We start from the raw sequence: 24,355 nt of genomic DNA, 5'->3' as shown, positions 1-24,355 counted from the left end.
TATCCCACCAATATCTCTTGTTATTTTCTTCATCTCTCTCTTTGCCCTAATTGCCTCAACACTAAGCATATTGGTTTCCTTTGTAAAGAAATCGTAATCTCATGTGAATAAATTCCCAAATAAAATAGCAGGGTGATAGAAATCACCCTGCTATTTTTCCCATTGAATTAAATTGAATTCGTTGTTAAATCTTGTTGCTCTTGTTGCAGCTTTCTATATTGAAGATACATGGTGATTCTCCACGGAACGATCATACCAAAGGCAAGAATCCAAAACATCCCACTAAGTTCACCATAATCGATCGATGCACTTAGAATGGACTTGGCCAATATTCGTATTAATAGGAGTCCAATCAAAATAAATGCGAACGCTTTAGAACGTTTTAAATAAATATCATTATCACGAATTTCGAACTTGGAAGTCTTGATCAACAATATAGAAAAGATCATTCCTACGGTAATCGCTTCTAGAAACTCTCCTAAAGTGACTCGAAAAACTGGAAATAAGAACATTAACGCACCTGTACTCATAAACAAAGGAGGTAAGATAATCTTCTTGCTGTTAACAGGCTTTTTCTGAGCCTTCATTCTAATAAATATCACCATAAAACCCATGCAAATCGCAACAATGGATGAAGCAATCATCATAAACCATCATCATCCTTTTATTTTCTACTTTCATACCTTTCCCTATTATAGCCCAAGTTTGATAAAAACGAAAACACAAAAAAGAGAGATTAAATAGAGCTTTAATCTCTCTTTCGATTTTATCATCCTAATACTCTTTTGATGGCTTCTTCTACCCTCACTTCGTCAAAGGGTTTCACAATAAAGTCCTTCGCTCCCGCTTCAATGGCTTCCACCACTACCTTTTGTTGACCCATAGCAGAACACATGATTACTTTAGCTTGGGGAAACTCTGATAGAATTCTTCTAACCGCTTCTATGCCATCCAGCTCAGGCATCGTGATGTCCATTGTGACCAGATCCGGCTGAATCTCACGATACTTTTCTACTGCGATAAGTCCATTCTCTGCTTCCCCTACAACTTCGTGACCGCCAGAGGAAAGCATGCTTCCAAGAGTCATTCTCATAAATTTCGCATCATCCACTACAAGTATCGTTGCCACAGATGTTTCCTCCTCGTATACGCTACCGATGTCTATTGCACCTTATTTCCTAATTCATCCATTTAAACTATACCATAAAACGTAATGAACTGTATATTCTATTCTATTATTTTGGTTTAAAACCCAGTGAATCCTCCAAATACAGAAGTAAAGTAAGCTAGAATGACGGTCATCCAATCAAAGAATAGCATGATCCCTACCGCAATCATCACATATCCTCCTACCTTAACAATCTTTCCACTGTTTTTTCTGACCCATTGCATTCTTCCGATAAAGAATGACAGAATGAAAAACGGAATGGCAAACCCTAATACGTAAGCTGTCATATACATGACTCCAGAACCTGGATTAGAGGCGGCAAGAGCCAGAACGGAAGCAAGAATCGGCCCGGTACATGGTGTCCAGCCGGCAGCAAATGCCATTCCGATTAATACGGAGCCAAAAAGGCCTGCCGGTCTATTCTTGAATTCAATGCGACGGTCCTTCATCAATGTTTCCGGTGTGAAGACGCCGATGACTACCAATCCAAATATGACAATGAAGATAGCTCCAAGCTGACGAATGAGATCTTTATAATCTAAAAAGAAGTTTCCGATAAGGGAAGTACCAAAACCGATGGCGATAAAGATTGCCGAGAAACCGACTAAGAAAAATAACGTATGTAATAAACTTCTTCTTTGAAGCATTGCGTTATCCGTTTTGAGCTCATTTACACTCATTCCAGTTATATAAGAAAGAAAAGCGGGATATAATGGAAGGCAGCATGGGGAGATGAAGCTTAGGAAACCGGCCCCAAATGCTAAGAAAATATTAATATCAGACATTTTTACAACTCCTACATTTCAGTATATATCTCTATTCTATCAAACAAACCCGGATTCTATGAGGAATGTTTGTGTGAAAGATTTGTGACCATTATATTACATGCACATTTTACTTTTTCAAATGTGTTAAACTCTCTTTTCTTTTTAAAAAAACCAATAATTTTGTTTTGAAAAACAGTTCGATTTTCGTTATACTAATAAAAAGTTACAGTTATTACTAGTTTTGTATTCCGTTTGTAAGGACATACAAAAGAAAGGAAACAGCCGTGTCTAAAAAAGAGCTTCTCCAACGAATTGAAAAAAAGCGTGCTCAATTAATTGATATTGTTGCTGAAAATGGACTCACGTCACCTCAAGCTATTCAATTTAGTCAGGAACTTGATCGTCTGTTAAATAGCTACAACTCCCTATACATAAAAAAATGCTCACCTCAAATGAGCTAAGGCATTATTGATTACAATTATACTATTCTAATATAAATATTAACCAACAAAGGGCAGACCCCTCATCTATAGGGTCTGCCCTTTATACGTTTAAGAACCAGTTACGGTATCTTCCATGCCATCTACTAAACCATTTTGTAGAAGATACATTTTATGATAAATACCTTTTTGAACAAGTAATTCCTGATGACTTCCTCTCTCTACAATCTCCCCTTTATGAAGGACCAGGATCAGATCTGCATCTTGAATGGTAGAAAGCCTGTGAGCAATGGCAATCGTTGTTCTTCCTTTTCTCATTCTTGATAATGCCTCTTGAATGGCTTCTTCCGTTTCTGTATCGATGTTGGCCGTTGCTTCATCCAGGACAAGGATTTTCGGTCGGGTTGCGATGGTTCGCGCAAATGCGATTAATTGCCTTTGGCCACTCGAAAACGTTGATCCCCTTTCAACCACTGGCTGCCCATATGCTTCAGGTAGTTTTTCTATAAAAGTATTGGCTTGAACGAATGTGGCAGCTCCCTCCACCTCTCTATCCGTCATCTCTTCGGAATGAAGCTTAATATTATCTCTGATGGTTCCGAAGAATAGAAATGGATCCTGCAGGACAAGCCCCATTTTCTCTCGGAGCTCTTCTACTGGATAAGACTTAATGTTTTGACCGTCTATTAGAATATTTCCACGTTCAAATTCATAGAACCTCATGAGTAAATTGATGATTGAGCTCTTACCACTTCCTGTGTGCCCTACTAGAGCAACTGTTTCTCCCTGGCTTGCAGTAAATGAAATATTCTTAAGTACATCTCTCTGCCCATCGTAAGAGAACGAAACATTGTCAAACGTTATTTTCCCTTCAATGATTGTACCTTTCGAAAGATTCTCCACATTCTGTGCAGGTGAAAGTTCATCTTCATCGAGCAGCTTAAAGACACGGGAAGAGGCAATGATGGCCTGCTGAAACATGGATAGCCTCATCATGATTTGATTGACAGGCTCAAAGAAACGGTCCAGATAATTTACAAAGGCATATAATACCCCTATTTCAATGGTCTGATTGAATGATGTCACGCCAAAATAACTTAACACAACTATCAGGGCAGCTACATACACCAGATCAATGGCGGGTCTTAATAATAATCCATCAACTTTAATATTTTTCATTCCTGCTAAATAATGTTTTTCATTGATATTGCCGAATTCTTCTCTTAGTCTTTTTTCCTGCCTGAAGACTTGAATGATGGACATTCCCTGAAGCGATTCACTAAGCTTTGCATTAAGCTGACTCAATCTCTCGCGCATATCCTGATAGAAGATAGCACTAAACTTGCGGTAAAGATTCATAATCATAAATATGACCGGCAATATGAATAAACAAAAGAAGGCAAGACGGGGATTGAGTGCAAACATGGCGATAAAGATGCCTGTTAATAGGAATGCTCCCTGAATGAATGATACCAGCACACTCACAAACATATCTTTAATCGCTTCCGTATCATTCGTCACTCGTGAGACAATGCTTCCTGCCGGGGTTTTATCGAAATACTTCATTCCTAATCCCTGTACCTTAGTAAAAACATCCACCCGGAGCTGCTGAATGATTTTTAGTGCTATTTCCTGGAATTTCAATAATTGAAAGTATGAGATCAACACGTTTCCAATTTGTATGAATAAATAGGTCGCTCCCAATCCTACAAGGGGACCGTAGGGAAATTCTCTTGGGGTTAAATAATCGTCTATAAAGACCTTGATGATGATTGGTCCAAAGACATCGCCGATTGTTGTCAAAAGTAATAATGAAAATGCAAATAAAATCGTTTTCTTATGCGGCTTTGTATATTTCATTAGACGAAAAAATATGTTTCGCTGTTCTTTCGCCGTTAACGTCGGTATCGTATCCATAACTTATCCCCCATGTTCCACTATTTCTTCTAACTGTTGACGCAGATACATTTCCCTGTACCATCCTTTTTTCATCATCAGTTCACTATGACTGCCTCTCTCCGTGATCTTACCTTCTTCAAGGACGATGATTAAGTCTGCATGTTGAATCGCACTTAATCGATGAGACGTGATCATGGTCGTTTTTCCGGCTCTATTTTCCTTTAATGATGTCAAGATGGATTCCTCTGTCTTTGCATCAACAGCTGACAACGAGTCGTCAAGTATGAGTACCTCTGGATTCATTAACAGTGCTCTCGCAATCGAGATCCTTTGCTTTTGTCCACCAGATAACGAAACACCTCTTTCACCCACCACAGTACCGTATCCGTCGCTGAAATGAATGATATCATCATGGATATGCGCAAGTACAGCCGCCTCTTCCACTTTTTCTTTCGGGGTAAGTGGATGAGTGAAAGCAATATTCTCAAGAATCGTTGCTGAAAAAAGAAAATGATCCTGAGGCACATATCCTATACTTTCACGTAAACGGGTTAATTTATAATCCTGGATCTTTTCCCCGCCGAACGTTATTTCGCCCTTATACCCTTCAAACTCCCTTAGTAATAATCTTAGGAGCGTTGTTTTACCTGCTCCCGTTTTTCCTACGATCCCTATCGTTTGACCTTTCTTTAAGGAAAATTGAATATTCTCTAAAGTATGCTCATCTTCATTTGGATAAGCAAAGGACTCAATCTTGTATTCTATATCTCCTGAAGGCACTCGACCCAGCACTCCTTCTTGATCTTTAATATCTACCCTTTCATTTAATAACTGAGAGACACGGTCGTAAGACGCACGCCCTCTTTCTACAATATTAAATAACCATCCGAATGCGAGCATCGGCCAAATGAGAAGTCCCAGGTAGGTAGTAAAAGAGATTAATTCTCCTATTGTCAGTTCTCCACTCACGACAAATCTTGACCCAAATACAATGGATAGAAAGAAAGAAACTCCTACTATTATTGAAATGGTTGGATCGAAAAGGGAATCCACTTTTGCAACAGCTATATTCTTTTGCACTACATCTTCAGATTGCTTTCGAAATGATTCGATATCCTCTCTCTCTTGTCCAAACGTCTTAAGAACCTTGATCCCCGTTACACTTTCCTGTGTTTTATCATTTAAGGATGAGAATGCTTCCTGTGCTTTATGAAAGCGTTTATGCAAAAGAGTACCATAATAACTCGTAAGCATAGCCATGAACGGCATTGGGATCAAAGCAATAAGGGTAAGCTTCCAGCTGATTGTAAAAGCCATGGCCAGTATCACGAATCCTCCTGTAGATATGGAGTCTACAAATGTCAATACTCCAACTCCTGCGGTTTGTTGAATCGCTTGAAGATCATTTGTGGCATGCGCCATCAAATCACCGACTCTTCTCTTTTGATAAAAGGAGGGCGACATTTTGGTAAAATGATGATACAAACGATTCCGGAGCAAGCGGGAAAGTTTGGTCGCCGAACCAAAAATCATGATCCTCCATACGAACCGAAGGCCGTACATTGATAGAGCCGTGGTGATGAGGATAAGAATCCACTTCAGCATGTCTTGACGGGTCAATGTGTTCCCTTTAATACTGTCCACAATGATCCCTACAATCTTTGGTGGGATCAATTGAAGAAATGCTACAAATAAAAGCAGGATGGTACCTGTGATATATGACTTTTTCTCTTGCAGAAAAAACCACTTTAAATCTAAAAAGACTCTCATTCTGTCTCCCCCGTATCTATAATAAATCGACTCTTTATTTTACCAAACTTCAAAAAAATGAGAAATCTTTTTTTGATAACACTTATACACAAAAAAGAACACCTCTTAATGTTTTAAGAGATGCTCTTTTTGTTCATCTTATGCTAATGGATTTGAACAAATGGTTCCTGGTCCACTTCTTTTACAATGGTTGCTTTCAGACCCTTCGGTGTTTTCACATATAGGTAAACGGGTGTGTGAGGGAAGTAATCAACAATTTCAGGGCCAATCGCCTGAGAAAAGCCTATTAGTTCTGTTTCTTTCACCATCCCTGTATGTACATCAATCACGAGTTTATTCAAGGTGTCTTTTTGGTATAAGGCTTTTCCGACAAACTCAATATCCTGGTGTGAAAAATATTTCGAAACATAATCTTCTAAATCACGTATCCGATTATGTAAATCTCGATCTTTCTCTTCCCCTTCATCACTAGGAAAGTAATAATATTTATCCGTTACATCGTTCCATTTTTTTGCAGTCTTATCATTTTCGTCAACATAGCTTGAGGTAATATAGTTGCCTGACACTACGCTATTCAATGGTTGAAGTTTGTATAGGGATATCAGAACAGGAACATCTTTTAGTTCCTTATTTGCTTTCAGCCTACTGACAACGGTGTTGGCTATCTTTTTTCCGTATTCTTCTAACTGTTGATCATCGATCTTTGCCTCATCAAAATGCATGAGCTTATTTTCATCTTCGACTCGAATATAATCTACGGTATTCATAGCAAGACCGAGGGAAATCCCTTTTATTTTACCTTCTGAGTCAACGTAGTTCTGTTCATGGATATAAGCGAGATACATGGGATTCTTTTTTTCAAGCTCCATTTGTTGTTCCCAGCCCATATCATCCTTAATCTCCAGAGCAGGATTAAGCCCTAATTTATTTGATTTAGACTTTCTTCCAAGCCATGAATTTAGATCCTTAAGATATTGACCTTCCTGGTATACATAATCCTCTGGAGAAAAATGCTCGGTGGATAAAGACATGAGGCCAGTCTCGATTTCATCCATATCACTGCGATTATTAATCATCATCGTAATGAGACCACGATTGATTGATTTCTTCTCTTTGTTCACTTTATAATTTAGATATTCGCGCGCTTCTCCAGCTGCACTATTTTGAATTTCAAGTGTTTCTTCATCCATCACTTCTTGAGGCTTATTGCTGCAGCCGGCAACAAGAATCATGAGAGACAGTGAAGCAATCATCCATTTTTTCATATGACTCCCTCCGGACTTTATTCTATCATAAATTCAATTTCAATCTGAATGATAATCATTAAGTTTTTATGAATTGACTAAAATAATCATTTTAGCCTAAATGCTAAGGCTCTTTTCGCAAAGGTTGTTGTTTTCTAGTATAGAATCTGCAAGGGCTCTGTCAACCAGTTTATGCTGGATGGTGAGGGGAACTGCTTCGCTTTCCGCGGACGTTCGGCCGAGCCTCCTCAGCTTCGCTTCCGGGGTCTCGGCACGCCCAAAATCCGCCGGAGTCTGCGCAGTTCCCCTCACCATCTTTAACAGAGTTTTCATGACAGAGCTTCAAGGTGTGCAAGAAAACAATGTAACTAGAAAAAATAATTCTTTTTCTTAAAAAGAACAATATCTACTTACCTTGAATGAGATGGTTTGCTAAAATTTTTGTTTTTATTGTTTACCGTTGAGGATACATGTTCAGAAAGTTGATTGGAGCGGAAGGAGGCTCGACTCCTGCGGGAATAGCTGGACAGTACGAAAAGCGGAGGGGCTTTGCCCAGGGGCGACAAGCATAAGACGAGTCTGCCGGAAAGGCGCTCTTTGCCTTTTTGGCAGACTTGGCTTATGACCTCGAGCCCCTAAGCCCCGTAGCTAGACAGGTGAGACCCCGGAGGCGCAGCCGAGGAGGCTCACCGCCAGCCCCGCGGAAAGCGAGCTTCCTGGAGCGGAAATCAACTATTACTTTCTCATCTACAATTGCAACAAAATATACGAAAAGAGCCATTACGAAAGAACGGGTTATAAGCCCTTTATCGTAAGTAGTATAGTCACAAATAGAAAAAGCACTCATTACCTGAGTGCTTCTAACTATTACTTCATGTTCTTATTCATTGCATTCATCATTTGATTGATTTTCTTTTGGGAAGGTTTTTGACCCATTTGCATCATCATCATGCGTAACATTTGCTCGTTGATTGGTGGATTTTTCTTAAGATAGCTCATCATATATTTACGAGCAATGAAAAATCCTAGTGCAACTCCAGCAAGTAATGCTAGAACTCCAACTAGAATAAGTAACCCAGTCGTTGACATACTCTTACTTCCTCCTTCATGTTGTCCTTATAAAAGTGTACTAAACCATGAAACATTATACAATATTTCTGTCATAATTTCTTATTAATATATAAATTTTCTTTGTTTAATCGGTTTTAACCACCCAAAACGTTCATTTTGGATATCAATTGCGAGGAGCTGACCCATATTTCTGCGCAGGATTTCAAAAAAGACATATTCAGATTCATCGTGACCCCAAGCATTCAGCGTCATCCATTTCTCATTGAGAACAAGTGTAGCACCTGAATCGACCCTTTCAATCGTTGCAACAGAATCAACCCAAGCTGCTCCTTCAATTTTAATGATCTCGTGCTGCAGGAGTCTTTGTGTAGGAAGGTATGGAATAGGCCTAGTAATGTAATTTACTTGTTTCGAGATGATATCGTGAAGCTCCCCTGTACTTGCTTCCCACTCGGAAAACAGCTGATAGAATATTCTTTCCCGACCATAATAGTGCTGAACAAACATTTCCTCAATCCAATAGATTTGATAGTTTCGCACCTTTACACCCTCCTACCTTTCTTTCATATAGTATAAATCAACTAGATAGGAGTCATTGTCGGAAATTGTTGAAAATCTACACTAGTTTTGTCGAAGAGCAAGTTAACTCAAAAATATCGGTGATTGGCTCAAGTTGTAATATTTAGGGACTTTTCATCATTTACCCATTCTCTTCCAAACATACTCATTTTATCGACAATTACATTCAGCTAAAAAAAAGGTCGACTCCTTAAAGAGTATTAAGGAGTCGACCTTTCATGTCTTTAATTCATTACTGTATCAACGCTTTGATTCTTGAAACTACATTGTCTGTTGTAAAGCCGTACTCTTCCATGACTTTTGCTCCAGGAGCAGATGCACCATATCCATCAATAGCTAAAATATCGCCTTCGTCTCCTACATAGCGGTCCCAACCCATTGGAGATCCCATTTCGATAGCAAGACGTTTTTTCACACTCTTCGGCAGAATAGATTCTTTGTATTCTTTTGATTGTTTCTCGAAGCGATCCCAAGATGGCATACTAATGACAGATACGCTGATTCCATCTTTTTCAAGTGCATTTTGAGCGTCTACTGCCAAATGTACTTCAGAACCAGTTGCAATCAGTAAGGCATCAGGCTGTTCCTTGCCAGATGCAGATACGACATATGCGCCTTTGTCTACGCCGTTATACGCTTTATCTGCAGTACCTTTAAGAGTTGGGAGGTCCTGACGAGATAGAACTAACATCGTAGGCTGATCCTTAGACTCTAATGATAATTTCCATGCTGCAGCAACTTCATTTCCGTCACCAGGGCGGATGACAGAAAGGTTAGGCATCGCACGAAGTGAAGCAAGCTGTTCTACAGGTTCATGGGTAGGTCCATCTTCTCCGACTGCGATACTATCATGTGTGAATACATATGTCACAGGTAAGCCCATTAGAGCAGCTAAGCGGATTGCAGGTCTTAAATAGTCACTGAATACGAAGAATGTTCCTCCGAATACGTGCAGACCGCCGTGAAGAGCCATACCATTCATGGCTGCACCCATACCGAACTCACGAACACCGAACCAGATATTACGACCTTCAGGCGATTCATGTGTAAAGTCTGCTTCATCTTTAATCATCGTCTTGTTAGATCCGGCTAAGTCAGCTGATCCACCAATGAATGAAGGGAGATTCTTTGCAATCGCATTTAAGACTTCACCGGAAGAAGCTCTGCTAGCCAGTGCTTTTCCTTCTTCATATACCGGGATATCTTTATCCCATCCTTCTGGAAGATCGCCTTTGATTGCTGCTTCTAATTGGACAGCAAGCTCTGGATGCTCTTCTTTATATTTTATGAATAGGTCAGCCCAAGCTTCTTCTTTTTCAGAACCTGCTTGTTGGATTTTTTCCTCGAATCTGCTGTAAACTTCATCAGGTACATGAAAATCCTGCTCAAACGTCCATTGATAAGCTTCTTTCGTTAGCTTCATTTCGTCTTCACCAAGCGGAGCACCGTGAACTGCAGATTTCCCTGATTTATTAGGAGCTCCGTATCCGATGACCGTCTTAACTTCGATCATAGTTGGACGGGTAGTATCACCTTGAGCCTCTTCGATTGCTTTGGAAATTTCATCAAGGTCATTTCCGTCTTCAACACGAATATATTGCCAACCATATGATTCAAATCGGCCTTTCACACTTTCAGAGAAAGATTTGTCTAACTCTCCATCAAGTGAAATATCATTTGAATCATAGAGAACTACTAGACGACCTAATTTCAAGTGACCTGCCAATGAAGCTGCTTCAGAGGCCACACCCTCCATTAAGTCTCCATCTCCACAAATAGAATATGTAAAATGATCTACCATATCGTATTGATCCTTATTGTATGTAGTCGCTAAATGCCTTTCAGCTAGTGCCATACCGACTGCCATACCGATTCCTTGTCCTAATGGTCCAGTCGTAGCTTCTACTCCTGGAGTATGTTTGTATTCCGGGTGACCCGGAGTTTTACTTCCCCATTGACGGAATTCTTTAAGATCTTCCATTGAAACGTCATAACCTGATAAATGAAGCAGGCTATATAATAGCATGGATCCATGACCGGCAGATAAAACGAAGCGGTCCCGGTTAAACCACTCAGGATTTTTCGGATTATGGTTCATGAATCTTGTCCAAAGAGCATACGCCATCGGAGCTGCTCCCATAGGCATTCCGGGGTGGCCAGAACCTGCTTTTTCAATTGCATCGATAGATAATGTACGGATTGTATTAATTGCTAACTGATCTGTGTTATCAAACATATGTCAGACATCCTTCCTTTTAATGTACCTTATTAATATTAATCTTCTTTGATAGTTTATACAACTATCTTGAATGATAACATGACTTTATGATCGTTGAAAATAAAAAACCTTATGATTTCATAAGGGGTGAAGATGAAAAAAACTGCCAGGTCCATATAATATGGACCTGGCAGTTCATTCATTTAGTTCATTTTCTTCTTAGTCTGTATATCCTGAATCTTCTTAGGCGTCACTTCATTACCTTCCGGATCAAATATTCTTGTATTTTCAATGGTCCCTTTCATCGATTGACGAAACGTTTCCAGGTATTCTTTTCTCAACTTGGACTGCTCTTTTGCTTCTTGTTCGGTTAGTCCGCTACTCTTGGACTTCTTGGCAAGTTCATTGATTCGATTCATTTTTGTTTTTGAAAGCATCTATAAAAACTCCTTTATTGCATAGTAAGCAAAATCTAATACACAACCAATAGTAAAGCTTAATTCTATCGTCATGTTACTAGATTAAAGGAGATAAAACAAGAGTTACGCATTTTCCAATGAAGACATATATTCTTTGAAACGCCTATGTACGGTAGCTTTGGAGACATTATACCCAAACCCTCTTAAAGTGGCTGCAATTTCAGCAAATGTCAGTTCGTTCTTTCTTAACCTGACAATTTCCTCAACGGGTACTTCAATCCGCTCTCTTCCATCTGCATTCCCTTTATTTTTTAGATTTTTATGAGGTTGAAAACCATTTTCCACTGCCCTTTTCATACCTCGTCTGATTTTTAAATTATGGAGTTTCCTTTGATACTCCTCAACCATACTTACAATATTAATCACCATAGAATCTGATTCAGATAAGTGAAGCTCCCCACTATGTGTTTGACTGATGATCTTGACTTCCTCTTTTAATAAACAATGAATAAGAGCAATTTTGGCATTCCCTCTACCAATTCTTGTTTCGTCCTGTATGAGAACAGCCTCAATCGACTCCTCTTTAATCAAATCAAGAAGTTCAAGAACACCAGGGCGATCCAACTCAAAACCGCTTGCTTGATCTTTTATGATAGCAACCACTTCGTATTGGTGTTCTTGTGCTAATTTCACTAATTCCTCTTCTTGACGTTCCAAGGATGTTTCCTGCGTGTCTTTCTTTGTACTGACTCTGCAGTAAATTACTGCCTTCATCTTCTATCCCTCTATTCTTCGTTCATTACCAATTCATAGTCTGAATGGGTGGATAATGTTGGATTTTCTATAGGTAACACAAGTGATTCACCGGGTTTGATTGAGAATGATGTGAGATTATTTTCCTCTCCGACCCAAGCGATAAATTCTTCCACCGTCATAGAATATTCTTCATTGTACTGTTTGGCAATAGTCCATAGTGTGTCTCCATCCTGAACGGTGATGCTTTGATATGACGGCTGGTTTGCCATGACCACTAGCAAATAGGCTGCAGATAAAAGCGCTAAAATAAATAATATAATAATGTAAGAGAAACGATTCCAAATGTGTGTTAACATAAAAAATACCTCCATACGAATGTTTGTTCTGTTTTTGTTATATTCATTGTAATACGAACATTCGTTTGGTGTCAACAGAAATTCGAACTTATGTTTGTATCGGCTGGAAAGACATGCTATAATGGGAACATAAGATCTATAATAGAGGTGCGTGAACATGACAAAATTGTCTAAAAGACAGCAGGACATACTAGAATATATTAAAATTGCAGTAAGAGAAAAAGGGTACCCACCTTCCGTACGGGAAATCGGGGAAGCCGTTGGTCTTGCTTCTAGTTCCACCGTACACGGACATCTGGCCAGGTTAGAGAGTAAAGGTCTTATTCGTAGAGATCCCACTAAACCAAGAGCCATCGAAATCTTAAATCTTGAAGAGGATACGATACCGCGTCAGCGGGTTGTTAACGTTCCTTTAATCGGTAAGGTTACAGCCGGTCAACCCATCACGGCTGTTGAGAATGTCGAGGAATTCTTCCCACTGCCTGAGCGTATGGCACCTTCGGATGAACAGGTCTTCATGCTGGAAATCATGGGTGACAGTATGATAGAGGCCGGGATCTTGGATGGGGATTTTGTTATCGTGCGTCAGCAACAAACAGCGAACAATGGAGATATCGTCGTAGCGATGACTGAGGAAGATGAAGCGACTGTAAAACGCTTCTTTAAAGAAAAGGACTATGTCCGATTACAACCAGAGAATTCAACCATGGCTCCGATCATTTTACGAAATGTATCCATTTTAGGAAAAGTTGTCGGAGTTTATCGTCAAGTACATTAATATGTAATAAGCCGCTATGTATACATAGCGGCTTATATTTTTGATGGCCTAAAAAACGAGTGGAGGCAGCATTTATGCTGCCTCCACTCCTTTTGAATAAAATACACTTTTTTAGGATTAATACATTTGAATGTATTGCTCGCGCTCCCATGGGTGTACTTGTGTACGGAACATATCCCATTCGATTTCTTTCGCTTCAACGAAGTGTTCGAAGATGTGTTCTCCAAGGGATTTAACGATTACTTCATTTGTTTTAAGGTTTTCTAATGCAGCGTGTAAAGTTGCTGGAAGATCTACGATTCCCGCTTCTTCACGCTCTTTTTTATCCATAACATAAATGTTGCGGTCGATTGGCTTAGGAGCTGGAAGGTTATTCTTGATTCCATCCAATCCAGCAGCCAGTAATACAGCCATCGCCAAGTATGGGTTTGCGGCCGGGTCAACACTACGGACCTCAACACGTGTGCTTAATCCACGAGAAGCAGGGATACGGATTAATGGGCTGCGGTTACGAGCAGACCATGCAACATAACAAGGTGCTTCATATCCAGGTACTAAACGCTTGTATGAGTTTACAGTCGGGTTAGTGATCGCTGTAAAGTCAGTTGCATGTTTAATGATACCTGCAAGGAATTGACGAGCTGTATCGCTTAATTGCAGATCTCCCTTTTCATCGAAGAAAGAGTTTTCCCCATTTTTGAATAGGGACATGTTACAGTGCATTCCCGATCCATTTACACCAAATAGAGGCTTAGGCATGAATGTTGCGTGTAATCCATGCTTGCGTGCAATCGTTTTAACCACTAGTTTAAATGTTTGGATATCATCACATGCTCTTAATGCACTTGCATATTTAAAGTCGATCTCATGTTGACCAGGTGCAACTTCGTGGTGTGATGCTTCGATTTCAAAGCCCATTTCTTCTAGTTCTAATGCGATATCCCGACGGCAGTTCTCCCCTAAATCTGTAGGAGCTAAATCGAAGTAGCCACCGTTATCGTTCAATTCTAATGTCGGCTCACCATTTACGTCTAATTTAAAGAGGAAGAATTCTGGCTCAGGTCCAAGATTGAAGTCAGTAAACCCTAGCTCTTCCATTTGACTTAAGATGCGCTTTAAATTGTTACGCGGATCTCCTTCGAATGGAGTGCCATCTGGATTGTAGATATCACAGATCAGTCGGGCTACTTTTCCTTTTTCAGCTGTCCATGGGAATACTAACCAAGTGTCTAAATCAGGGAATAGGTACATATCTGATTCTTCAATTCGAACAAACCCTTCAATTGAAGAACCGTCAAACATCATCTTGTTATCTAGTGCCTTCTCAAGCTGACTAAGAGGGATTTCTACGTTCTTAATCGTCCCCAGAATGTCAGTGAATTGCAGTCGGATGAACTTTACACCTTCTTCATTCGCTAATCTTAAAACATCTTCTCGAGTATACTTTGCCATTTACGTGTTTCCTCCTCAAGTTTATTAAAGGTTTTATTTAATGAAAAAAGCGAGACATGTCACCTTGACGCAAAGATGCTTTAGTAAATCGACCGGAATGCATCAATTCATTTCGAAGTAATTTACGCAACTCGTCATCGGATAGATCCTGTCGTGCTTTTTCTTCCTTTTCATTGCTTACGTCAGATACTACTTTACTTTCATTATGACTGGATACCGCATATATCTTCTTAATCCCAGCCATGTTGATGCCTTGATCTAACAGATCCTTTACTTCTAATAACTTATCAATGTCATTCAAGGAAAAGAGCCTGCGATTCCCCTCAGTACGTGCAGGGCTGATCAATTGGTGCTCTTCATAGTATCGAATCTGACGAGCTGTTAGGTCCGTGAGCTGCATGACAATACTAATTGGGAATAATGCCATCGTTCGACGAATTTCACTACCGCTCATCCTGATTCCTCCTTTTGTTTTCCTTCTTGACCTTATTATATGTAATGTAAGGAGTTCTGTCAATGAAATGTTAGATTTTCTTACATAAGAATTCAGTAGAAAAGGATAGTCAGATTTAGACTATCCAATTACTAATTTATTATCCTATTGTCACAGTGATTAAACCTTTTTCAATCAAATTATCTACTGCTGAGCAAACGGCAATTTTTACATGGGCGTAAGTTAATCCCCCCTGAACATATGCCACATAAGGTGGTCTTATCGGACCGTCTGCAGATAATTCAATGCTGGAACCTTGAATGAATGTTCCTGCTGCCATAATGACATCATCCTCGTAGCCGGGCATATAGTTGGGATAGGGAGTAAAATGAGAATTTATAGGTGATGCAAACTGGATTGCCTGACAAAATGCGACCATCTTATCTCTGTCATCGAACTGCACAGACTGAATTAAATCTGTTCGTTTTGCATGAGGACTTGGATTTGTATTCATGCCAAGTTCCGTTAAAAGCGCAGATGTGAAGACGGCCCCCTTTAATGATTGTGCCACTACATGGGGTGCCAAAAAGAAGCCTTGATACATTTCTTGCAAGCTATAAAGAGATGCACCCGCCTCTGCCCCTATTCCAGGAGAGGTCATTCGATATGAACATGCGTCAACGTATTCTTTCTTTCCTACAATGTAACCCCCGGTTTTAGCAAGACCTCCACCAGGATTTTTGATAAGGGAGCCTGCCATTAAATCTGCTCCGATGTGACAAGGCTCACTCTCTTCTACAAACTCTCCGTAGCAGTTGTCTACGAAGACAACCATTTCAGGGTTTATCTCTTTTACAAAATCAATCATTTCTTTGATTTCTTCTATAGTAAAGGAAGGTCGGTTGGCATATCCTTTAGATCGCTGAATCCCCACCATTTTTGTTTTGGAAGAAATCGTTTTTGCCACCCCTTCAAAATCCACCTTTCCAGACTGGAGTAAATCTACACTTTGATAGCCAATTTGAAAGTCTTTCAGTGACCCGGTTCCTTCCCCGCGAATCCCAACAATTTCTTCTAACGTATCATATGGTTTTCCCGTTATGTACACTAATTCGTCCCCAGGTCTGAGTACACCAAATAAGGCGATGGAGATTGCATGAGTACCTGAAATAATCTGAGGACGCACTAGTCCTGCTTCTCCTCCGAAAACATCGGCATAAATACTTTCTAATGTGTCTCTTCCTGCATCGTCATACCCATAGCCAGTTGAAGGTATGAAGTGGGAATCGCTTACACGGTGCTTTTGAAAAGATCTAAGCACACTGAACTGGTTATTTTCGGCCCGTTCTTCAATTTGGTTGTGTATATCTTTAATGCTTTCTTCAACTTTTGTTACCAATGGTTTTAGAGTGTTTCCGTGCACTAATTGTTCAAACATGAGGTTTTGTTTCCCTTCTACCTTTGAAATTTCTTGATGCTGCCTGCGATTGGATGATCTTCCAGGTGATAGCCCGTCAATTCATAAACCTGGTTTTCTTCAATAAATTCCAGCTTTTTTAAGATGGTTTCATTCTTTAATTGTGAAAGGACCTTCCCTTCACTCGCTGGAATGAATACATGATAAGATGTCATATGTTTTTTTACGATTTCTTCTATTTTTAATAGAAGCTGCCCGCGATCGTGTTCGTTTAAGGCACTGATCATGATACGATCCCATTCGCTGCTTGGGACAAAGTCATGGTGCATCACATCTTTCTTGTTGTAAACCGTTAACTGAGGCAGTCCAAACATGTCCAGGTCTTGTAATAAAGATTGAACGGTTTTTTCATGCTGACTGTAATCGGGATTAGAACTATCCACTACATGGAGAAGAAGATCCGCCTCTCTCACCTCTTCCAGTGTAGAGCGAAAAGCCGCTACTAATGTAGTCGGGAGATCTTGGATAAATCCGACTGTATCCGTTAGTAATGTCAAGTAGCCACTGGGCAAGGGCATTTTTCTGGTCATCGGGTCCAATGTTGCGAAGAGTTGATTCTCTTCATAAGAGTCTGCTAATGAAATTCGATTAAACAAAGTCGATTTCCCAGCGTTTGTATAACCTACCAGTGCAATTTGAAAGGTTTTGTTACGCTTTCTTCGTTCACGATACCTTTCTCTGTGTTCAACAATGATTTGTAGTTGTTTCTTAATATCATCAATCCTGCGATGAATGTGACGACGGTCACTTTCGAGCTTTGTTTCACCCGGCCCTCTTGTACCAATTCCTCCTCCCAACCTTGAGAGAGAAGCTCCTTGACCGATTAATCGAGGAAGCAGATATTGAAGTTGAGCAAGCTCTACTTGTAATTTCCCCTCTCTTGAACGGGCGCGGCCAGCGAAGATATCCAGGATCAGTTGAGTACGATCAATCACCCTTGCATTTAAATCTTTTGATAAATTTCTAATTTGACTCGGAGATAGTTCATCATTAAAAATGATTATATCCGGTTCAAATTGCTCTTCTAAAAGGACCAACTCTTCCACTTTACCTTTTCCTATATATGTACCAGGATGAACACGATCCCGTTTTTGAGTTAGTATAGCCATTACTTGACCTTGAGCCGTTTCCGTCAATTCTTCAAGTTCGTCTAAACCATACTGAAAACGCAAGTCATCTTCCTCGAGTTGACACCCAACAAGAATGACTTTTTCCTTTACTTCATTCTTCAATAAACATCCTTCTTTCTGTACAATTCATTATTATTTTCATCATACCAAATTCGCCTCGTAAACTCTATGTAAAAAGGAATGAAAAATGGTTGCAATTAAGTGCAGACGTGTTAAAATCAGTATGTTTGAATTTACGATATCACACTCATTCAAGAATCTACATAATGGCATGTAGCATATTGTAATAGGGTTAGGAGGAATGTGTATGACGTGGGAAGTATTAAGTATTATAGGTACCATTGCTTTTGCTATTTCAGGAGCTATCATTGCCATGGAAGAGGAATACGATATCCTCGGTGTTTATATATTAGGAATTGTCACAGCATTCGGTGGAGGGGCTATTCGGAATTTACTGATTGGCGTCCCTGTTTCCGCTCTATGGGAGCAAGGCATGTTGTTTCAGATTGCCCTCCTTTCCATAACAGCTGTCTTTCTTTTCCCTAATAATCTCCTAAAACACTGGAGAAAATGGGGAAATTTCTTTGATGCCATAGGTCTTTCAGCTTTTGCTATCCAAGGAGCACTGTATGCTTCTGAAATGAATCATCCAATAAGCGCTATTATTGTAGCAGCTGTGCTGACAGGGAGCGGGGGCGGAATCATTCGTGATCTCCTTGCCGGTCGGAAACCATTAGTGCTTCGTTCAGAAATTTATGCTGTCTGGGCAGTCCTGTGCGGAGCAGCAATCGGGCTCGGGGTAGTCCATTCAGCATTTGAACTCTACTCTTTATTCGTGATCACAACAACATTACGTGTTCTATCCTATTTATACAAATGGAGGTTACCGAATAGGAGCTTACGGGCACATGTATAATAAAAAAATGCATTCACTTTTGAATGCATTTTTTTATAGATTATTATATTACTAGATGTTTACTAAGTATAGTCATTCAGATGATCCTTTGTTAAACACTAAATCATTGCTGCGGATTGTTAATAAATCATGTCGATCATAGCAATTTTCCATTAGCAGCCGCATGGCCTGAGCACGAATTGACTTTTCTAATACATTCCGTACATACCTTCCATTTGAGAATGCCATAGGAGATAATGTATTTTTTGCTGAGTGAAGATGTTCCCGGATCTTTCTTTCTGCATCATGACTTAATAAATATTCCTTTTCTTCTAACATCCTTCTGCCGATTTCCATCAGCTGATCAACTGAATAATCCGGAAAGTGAAAGACGAGAGGGAATCTTGATTGGAGACCGGGATTCAAGGTAAGAAAGTGTTCCATTTCCCTCGAGTATCCTGCCAGGATCAAGATGAATTCATGCTGCTTATCCTCCATATGTTTGACAAGTGTATCGATGGCTTCTTTCCCGAAATCCTTCTCTCCTCCTCTGCCCAGTGAATACGCTTCATCGATAAACAAAATTCCACCCAGGGCTTTTTTGACAAGGTCTCTTGTTTTCTGAGCTGTATGACCAATATATTCACCAACCAGATCCGCTCTCTCTGCTTCAATTAAATGACCTTTAGAAAGTACATTCATTTTCAAGAACAGTTTTCCGATAATCCTTGCGACAGTAGTCTTTCCTGTACCGGGATTTCCTTTGAACATCATATGAAGGGCTTGTTTTCCTGCTTTCAACCCCATTGTTTCCCGTTTCTTATTAACATATATCCATGCATAGATTTCTTTCACCATTTTCTTCATTTCTTCCATTCCGACAAGTGATCCAAGTTCTTCTTCTATTTCTTTTAATGCGACATGCTCTTGAGGGAGCGACTGAGGAATGGAATCATGTCTTATCGTATCTTTTACTGAACTCCGTTTTTGAGAATTCAATACAATGCTGATTTGACCATTATTTTTCATTCTCATTGGTTGATCCAATGGATTCACCTCACCATTCTTAAGACAGTATACGCTCCTGAAGATTTTAGGGTGATAAACGCCTATATTTCACCTGGTTTTTTCGACAAATTAGAAGAATTCTGTCTATTTCTGCGCTTTCCCGAGAAATAAAAAGAAACACGGAATCTTTTGCTTCGTTTATTTTTCATAACGATTCATCATATTCATAACGTGAAAACTAATTTGGAACTTGATAAGTGAGGGACATAAAAAAAGCCTCTCTTATCATCCTATTCAATTACTTTTCGTTTCATTAATTAATTCTTGCAATCACGAATCAGATTCATGCCCCATATGATAAATATACTGATAATGACTACAAAAAAAGCTGCCCATTGAGGCAGCTTTCGCAGTCTTTTAATATTAATTGCTTTGTTCTTCAAAATTTATTTGGACATTTCGCTGTGGAGCGAATGTTGAAATGGCATGCTTATATACAAGCTGCTGTTTTCCTTCGCACTCAAACAGCACTGTAAAGTTATCAAAACCTTTCACTTGTCCACGGATTTGGAATCCATTCAATAAAAATACCGTACATAGTGAACTCTCTTTTCTTAATTGATTAAGGAATTGATCTTGGATATTAATGGATTGTTTCATGGTTAGTCCTCCTCTTCTATCTCTACGTTACTTATTCGACTTTAATTGTAGCTTTCCTGCAATAAATTCTGAAATATCCTCAATATTTTTGGTGTGCTGACTCTCAATTGTCATATCGAACCAGGCAACATCCATTTTATTTCTGAACCATGTAAGTTGGCGCTTTGCATATCTTCTTGAATTTTGCTTTAGGCTTTCTTTTGCCCGTTCCAAGCTGACTTTACCATCAAAATAATCGTAAAGTTCTTTGTACCCAATGGCTTGAACAGACTGAACATTTCTTATTCCTTTATCGTATAACTCTTTTACTTCTTCTAATAAACCTTGTTTCATCATCAGATCAACACGGAGGTTTATTCTTTCATAAAGTTTTTCCCGATCCATGATTAACCCAATTAAAGCCACTTCGTACTGCAGCTCCTGTGATTGCTCTTCTTGATACTCAGACATTGTCTTGCCGGTACAATGATAGATCTCCAATGCACGAATGACTCGTCGGGTATTATTCCGGTGTATATTCCCTGCTGACACGGGGTCGACAGATACTAATTGATCATGAAGCCACTCGGAACCATTTTTCTCAAGGCTTGCTTCTAATTCCTCACGATAGTGTTCATCACCTGGAGTTTCAGTGAATTGATAATCGTATAATACCGACTGAATATATAGCCCTGTCCCCCCTACTATAAGAGGGACTTTTCCACGTGAGTGAATCTCTGAAATTTTCTTTCGGACAAGTTGCTGAAAGTCTGCTACAGAAAAAGATTCCACGGGCTCTCTAATATCAAGGAGATGATGTGGGACTCCTTCCATTTCCTCAGGGGTGATTTTCGCGGTACCGATATCCATTTTTTTATAAATCTGCATGGAGTCACCGCTTATGATTTCGCCATTATACCTCTTGGCAAGTTCTATACTAGTTTTGGTTTTACCTACAGCAGTCGGACCAATAAGAACGATCACTTTCTCTTTTTCAAATCTTGTCATACGTTCACTGCTTTCTATGTAAATGTTTCGTTACATATTATCGTACCATAATGATAGATGTTGTTAAATCACATCTTGCCAGTATGCCCAATTCTTTTATGATTATTCAATATAGGAAGCTGATTTCCTCCCTTCTTCTTAGAAGTGAATGTACCCATTTCTATAGGGGATAAAACTCATCCACATTAAACTCTTATACTATAAACAGCCTGGAAAGGCTCTCCAGGCTGTTTATAGATGTTAATAATTCTTCTTGTAGGAATTGTTTTTTAACCTTTGATGACCAGCTGCTTTAGACTTTAATTTGCTTTTAATATTAACTTGTCCCCATCTCGGTTTGAGATGGATGTTTGATGATAGTCCCCGTTTTTCCACGCGTCCATTTGATTTTGATACCATTTACTTTTATAATGCCCCGCTTGTCCAGGGCCTACAATATGATAGCCATTGTTCATGTTCTCTGTATCAATAACAAATCTCCATGAAGCACCATGATTGACGATTCCACTCTCATTGTAACTTGCAGCACCCACCGTCACTCTACTTCCTCCCACCGGCTCAGGATCCCTGTCATTTAAGAACCATTTCAACACGGAAGAAGCTCCCGATAAAGGGTGTTCAAAGTATACTCTATGATACAGTCCCCACTCCCACTCGTCCATAGAAGAACCATATGCTTCTTCCAGCTCATCTAATGCTTGGGTAAGTGAAGCTGTTAGGAAAGTCTGGTATCCCCCCCTGTCCACAAACCACTGAGATTCCTCTCCGTTATGAGCTTTTCGGATGAGTTCATCCACGACACTTTGACGGCCTTCAAACAGTTTCATCATATCTTTTGGAATATCCTTTTTAAATAGGCCAGTGGAAATTTCGTTCATCCATTGATGAAAAACGAGTGGAGCAGCTTGTTTTTTATCATCTTTATTGTTCCAGGACTTCAGCAGCTCAACAGCTTCTTTTTCTTTAGCAGTTAATGAGCCGCTTTCCATATCTTCAATCAGAATAGGAACCATTTCACGTGCATGTAAATTCATCTGATCCATTTGAAGGTCTTTCATATCGGAAAGGGAGAGATCCTTTACCGCTTCTAAATACTCCGATATTCTCATGTACCGATATGGCTGAGCCCAGTGATGACTAATATGATATGGATATTCATCGGTAACTACTTTATTATTCGCTGTTGCAATGAAACCCGATTCTGGATTGATGACTTTTGGAAGCTCTTCGAATGGTATAAATCCTTCCCATTCATAATCAGGATCCCACCCGGGAACAGGCAAAAGTCCGTCCCCTTTTTTCCTGATAGGAATTTTCCCATTTGCCTTATACGCAATCGTCCCATCCTCTGAGGCAAAAACGAAATTTTGTGTAGGAACATGGAAGTCCTTTAAGGCTTCTTCAAATTCATCCCAATCCTTTGCCTTATTGATGTTAAGGATTGCGAGAAGTTCCAGACTTGGATCAAGTGCTGTCCATCTCATTGATAGTACTTTTCCACTCTCATTTTGATGAGCAAATTCTGAAATCACCGGACCATGTCTTGTGATCGTGACTTCATAAGGAATGGTGTCACCATCTTTTACTTTAATGGGCTCTTCTATGACCGTTGCCCTTTCCCACTTTTCATCATATAAAAACAGAGAAGGATCTTCTTCATTTTGTTTTTCTACATATAAGTCCTGAACATCAGGTCCCGTATTTGTTACCCCCCATGCAATTTGCTCATTATGACCAAGGATGATTCCTGGAATACCGGCAAAAATCACTCCACTCACATTGACTTGTGGTGATTCCAGGTGCATCTGATACCATATGGAAGGAGTTCCTAATGAGAGGTGGGGGTCGTCTGCCAGGAGGGGTTTACCACTGGCAGTTTTCTCTCCGCTTACCACCCAGTTGTTACTCCCATTAAATTCAGGGGGAATGACTGCACCGGCAAATGATTGTTCCATATCAACCTGAACTTCTCCTATATCTGATAGAATGGCAGGAGCGTCTTCAGGGTATGAAGGGAACAAATCATACGCCTTATCCTTAGGCAGGTTTTCTAATGCCCAATACCTGAAAGCCTGACCTTGCCAGTGGCCCCCTAAATCAAATGCCATATACTTCCCGATGGTTAATGAATCGATGGGAGTCCATTTTTCAGGTTTGTAACCAAGCAGGGTGAATTCTATAGGGAGCCTTCCTTCATCTGTGGCTTCTTGCATATAAGCGTTGACCCCAACTGCATACCATTCGAGAAGCTGCTTCGCTTCATCCGGATATGCAGTGAATGAAACCTCCGCTGCCCTCCGCAAACCAAATGTCCGGAAGAACTTGTCCCGATCAATTGCTTTCTCACCGACCACTTCACTCAATCGCCCTGAAGCCTGTCTTCTGCTTAGGTCCATTTGGAATAGACGATCCTGGGCCTGTACATAACCCTGTGCCATATACAGGTCTTTTTCATTTTGAGCTAGAATATGGGGCACGCCGTCTTTATCCCTGATCACTTCTACATCTTGGGATAACCCATTTAAAGAAATGGTACCAGATGTTACAGGCAGAGATCTGTCAATGTAATAATTTGCAAAAATAAGGATTCCAAGCATGATAAATAGAATGGATCCCGTTGTCCATAATGTAATTTTAAGGCGTTTATTCTTTTTCTCCCTTAGAAGCTCTATGCCTCCATTCATTCCATTTCCCCCTATTTATATATTGAATTTTCTGAAAATATCTATATCTTAGTATTAGCTTTTTGTGAGAAGAATTCCTTCAACAAAAATTGCATTCTGATAAATTTCATATATAGATAACGAAATGGCAATAAAGTACTTTCATATAATGGAGAATAAGTATG

At 39.7% G+C, this 24,355-nt stretch carries 23 protein-coding genes; 3 read left to right on the top strand and 20 right to left on the bottom strand.

What is annotated here, in order from left to right; all coding sequences use genetic code 11:
• Nucleotides 1-167 precede the first annotated feature (167 nt).
• The 3 genes from RSX31_RS03750 to RSX31_RS03740 all read right to left on the bottom strand — a co-directional run bounded on the left by RSX31_RS03750 (nt 168) and on the right by RSX31_RS03740 (nt 1,953).
• Nucleotides 168-647, bottom strand: coding sequence for a CcdC family protein (locus tag RSX31_RS03750; protein WP_315633358.1), 480 nt, complete (start codon nt 645-647; stop codon nt 168-170).
• A 122-nt stretch (nt 648-769) separates the two neighbouring features.
• Complete coding sequence (locus tag RSX31_RS03745) at nt 770-1,129, bottom strand: response regulator (RefSeq protein ID WP_148993695.1); 360 nt, start codon at nt 1,127-1,129, stop codon at nt 770-772.
• A 116-nt stretch (nt 1,130-1,245) separates the two neighbouring features.
• Nucleotides 1,246-1,953 (bottom strand): cytochrome c biogenesis CcdA family protein, encoded by a 708-nt coding sequence (locus tag RSX31_RS03740; RefSeq protein ID WP_315633356.1) that lies wholly within the window; start codon nt 1,951-1,953, stop codon nt 1,246-1,248.
• Between the two features lie 266 nt (nt 1,954-2,219).
• On the opposite strand from RSX31_RS03740, the gene RSX31_RS03735 reads away from it, so the two are divergent.
• Nucleotides 2,220-2,396 (top strand): aspartyl-phosphate phosphatase Spo0E family protein, encoded by a 177-nt coding sequence (locus RSX31_RS03735; protein WP_148969234.1) that lies wholly within the window; start codon nt 2,220-2,222, stop codon nt 2,394-2,396.
• 90 nt (nt 2,397-2,486) lie between these two features.
• On the opposite strand, the gene RSX31_RS03730 is transcribed toward RSX31_RS03735, so the two are convergent.
• The 9 genes from RSX31_RS03730 to yneA all read right to left on the bottom strand — a co-directional run bounded on the left by RSX31_RS03730 (nt 2,487) and on the right by yneA (nt 12,687).
• The gene (locus tag RSX31_RS03730; RefSeq protein ID WP_315633354.1) at nt 2,487-4,292 is read right to left on the bottom strand and encodes an ABC transporter ATP-binding protein; all 1,806 of its coding nucleotides are present in this window, start codon (nt 4,290-4,292) and stop codon (nt 2,487-2,489) included.
• A 3-nt stretch (nt 4,293-4,295) separates the two neighbouring features.
• Nucleotides 4,296-6,044, bottom strand: a complete 1,749-nt coding sequence (locus tag RSX31_RS03725; RefSeq protein ID WP_315633352.1) for an ABC transporter transmembrane domain-containing protein — start codon at nt 6,042-6,044, stop codon at nt 4,296-4,298.
• Between the two features lie 143 nt (nt 6,045-6,187).
• Complete coding sequence (locus RSX31_RS03720) at nt 6,188-7,309, bottom strand: CamS family sex pheromone protein (protein ID WP_148993692.1); 1,122 nt, start codon at nt 7,307-7,309, stop codon at nt 6,188-6,190.
• 846 nt (nt 7,310-8,155) lie between these two features.
• Nucleotides 8,156-8,377 carry a YneF family protein gene (locus RSX31_RS03715; RefSeq protein WP_044337285.1) on the bottom strand — a complete coding sequence of 74 codons (222 nt, stop codon included), beginning with the start codon at nt 8,375-8,377 and terminating at the stop codon, nt 8,156-8,158.
• 84 nt (nt 8,378-8,461) lie between these two features.
• Nucleotides 8,462-8,899: a sporulation inhibitor of replication protein SirA gene (gene sirA, locus RSX31_RS03710; protein ID WP_148969238.1), complete on the bottom strand. Its 438-nt coding sequence runs from the start codon at nt 8,897-8,899 to the stop codon at nt 8,462-8,464.
• 271 nt (nt 8,900-9,170) lie between these two features.
• Nucleotides 9,171-11,174, bottom strand: coding sequence for a transketolase (tkt, locus tag RSX31_RS03705; RefSeq protein ID WP_148969239.1), 2,004 nt, complete (start codon nt 11,172-11,174; stop codon nt 9,171-9,173).
• 185 nt (nt 11,175-11,359) lie between these two features.
• Nucleotides 11,360-11,593 (bottom strand): DUF896 domain-containing protein, encoded by a 234-nt coding sequence (locus tag RSX31_RS03700; RefSeq protein ID WP_148969240.1) that lies wholly within the window; start codon nt 11,591-11,593, stop codon nt 11,360-11,362.
• Nucleotides 11,594-11,698: 105 nt separating this feature from the next.
• A complete protein-coding gene (locus tag RSX31_RS03695) occupies nt 11,699-12,349 on the bottom strand; it encodes a YneB family resolvase-like protein (protein ID WP_148969241.1) in 651 nt (216 codons plus the stop codon).
• A gap of 11 nt (nt 12,350-12,360) precedes the next feature.
• Nucleotides 12,361-12,687 carry a cell division suppressor protein YneA gene (gene yneA / locus RSX31_RS03690; RefSeq protein WP_044337290.1) on the bottom strand — a complete coding sequence of 109 codons (327 nt, stop codon included), beginning with the start codon at nt 12,685-12,687 and terminating at the stop codon, nt 12,361-12,363.
• A gap of 157 nt (nt 12,688-12,844) precedes the next feature.
• On the opposite strand from yneA, the gene lexA reads away from it, so the two are divergent.
• Entirely contained in the window at nt 12,845-13,465 is a 621-nt protein-coding gene (gene lexA, locus RSX31_RS03685) for a transcriptional repressor LexA (protein WP_148969243.1), read from the top strand.
• 117 nt (nt 13,466-13,582) lie between these two features.
• On the opposite strand, the gene glnA is transcribed toward lexA, so the two are convergent.
• From glnA to hflX, 4 genes are all read right to left on the bottom strand, one after another.
• On the bottom strand, nt 13,583-14,917 hold the full coding sequence (gene glnA / locus RSX31_RS03680; protein WP_148969244.1) for a type I glutamate--ammonia ligase: 1,335 nt from the start codon (nt 14,915-14,917) through the stop codon (nt 13,583-13,585).
• A gap of 37 nt (nt 14,918-14,954) precedes the next feature.
• Nucleotides 14,955-15,371 carry a MerR family transcriptional regulator gene (locus RSX31_RS03675; protein WP_148969245.1) on the bottom strand — a complete coding sequence of 139 codons (417 nt, stop codon included), beginning with the start codon at nt 15,369-15,371 and terminating at the stop codon, nt 14,955-14,957.
• A 139-nt stretch (nt 15,372-15,510) separates the two neighbouring features.
• Nucleotides 15,511-16,788: a methionine gamma-lyase family protein gene (locus RSX31_RS03670; protein WP_148993689.1), complete on the bottom strand. Its 1,278-nt coding sequence runs from the start codon at nt 16,786-16,788 to the stop codon at nt 15,511-15,513.
• Nucleotides 16,789-16,805: 17 nt separating this feature from the next.
• Nucleotides 16,806-18,059 carry a GTPase HflX gene (gene hflX / locus RSX31_RS03665; protein ID WP_315633344.1) on the bottom strand — a complete coding sequence of 418 codons (1,254 nt, stop codon included), beginning with the start codon at nt 18,057-18,059 and terminating at the stop codon, nt 16,806-16,808.
• Nucleotides 18,060-18,264: 205 nt separating this feature from the next.
• On the opposite strand from hflX, the gene RSX31_RS03660 reads away from it, so the two are divergent.
• On the top strand, nt 18,265-18,873 hold the full coding sequence (locus RSX31_RS03660; RefSeq protein ID WP_148969248.1) for a trimeric intracellular cation channel family protein: 609 nt from the start codon (nt 18,265-18,267) through the stop codon (nt 18,871-18,873).
• Between the two features lie 72 nt (nt 18,874-18,945).
• Here RSX31_RS03660 and spoVK read toward each other — a convergent pair whose 3' ends face one another.
• The 4 genes from spoVK to RSX31_RS03640 all read right to left on the bottom strand — a co-directional run bounded on the left by spoVK (nt 18,946) and on the right by RSX31_RS03640 (nt 24,191).
• Nucleotides 18,946-19,899 (bottom strand): stage V sporulation protein K, encoded by a 954-nt coding sequence (gene spoVK, locus RSX31_RS03655; RefSeq protein WP_148969249.1) that lies wholly within the window; start codon nt 19,897-19,899, stop codon nt 18,946-18,948.
• 384 nt (nt 19,900-20,283) lie between these two features.
• The gene (gene hfq / locus RSX31_RS03650) at nt 20,284-20,520 is read right to left on the bottom strand and encodes an RNA chaperone Hfq (protein WP_113968114.1); all 237 of its coding nucleotides are present in this window, start codon (nt 20,518-20,520) and stop codon (nt 20,284-20,286) included.
• A 27-nt stretch (nt 20,521-20,547) separates the two neighbouring features.
• Complete coding sequence (miaA, locus tag RSX31_RS03645) at nt 20,548-21,507, bottom strand: tRNA (adenosine(37)-N6)-dimethylallyltransferase MiaA (RefSeq protein WP_315633342.1); 960 nt, start codon at nt 21,505-21,507, stop codon at nt 20,548-20,550.
• Between the two features lie 299 nt (nt 21,508-21,806).
• On the bottom strand, nt 21,807-24,191 hold the full coding sequence (locus RSX31_RS03640) for a penicillin acylase family protein (RefSeq protein ID WP_397548067.1): 2,385 nt from the start codon (nt 24,189-24,191) through the stop codon (nt 21,807-21,809).
• Nucleotides 24,192-24,355: the final 164 nt, after the last annotated feature.

This window comes from Rossellomorea yichunensis (assembly GCF_032337515.1).
GTDB classification, from domain to species: Bacteria; Bacillota; Bacilli; order Bacillales; family Bacillaceae_B; genus Rossellomorea; species Rossellomorea yichunensis.
This window is presented reverse-complemented; position numbering and strand designations above follow the sequence as displayed.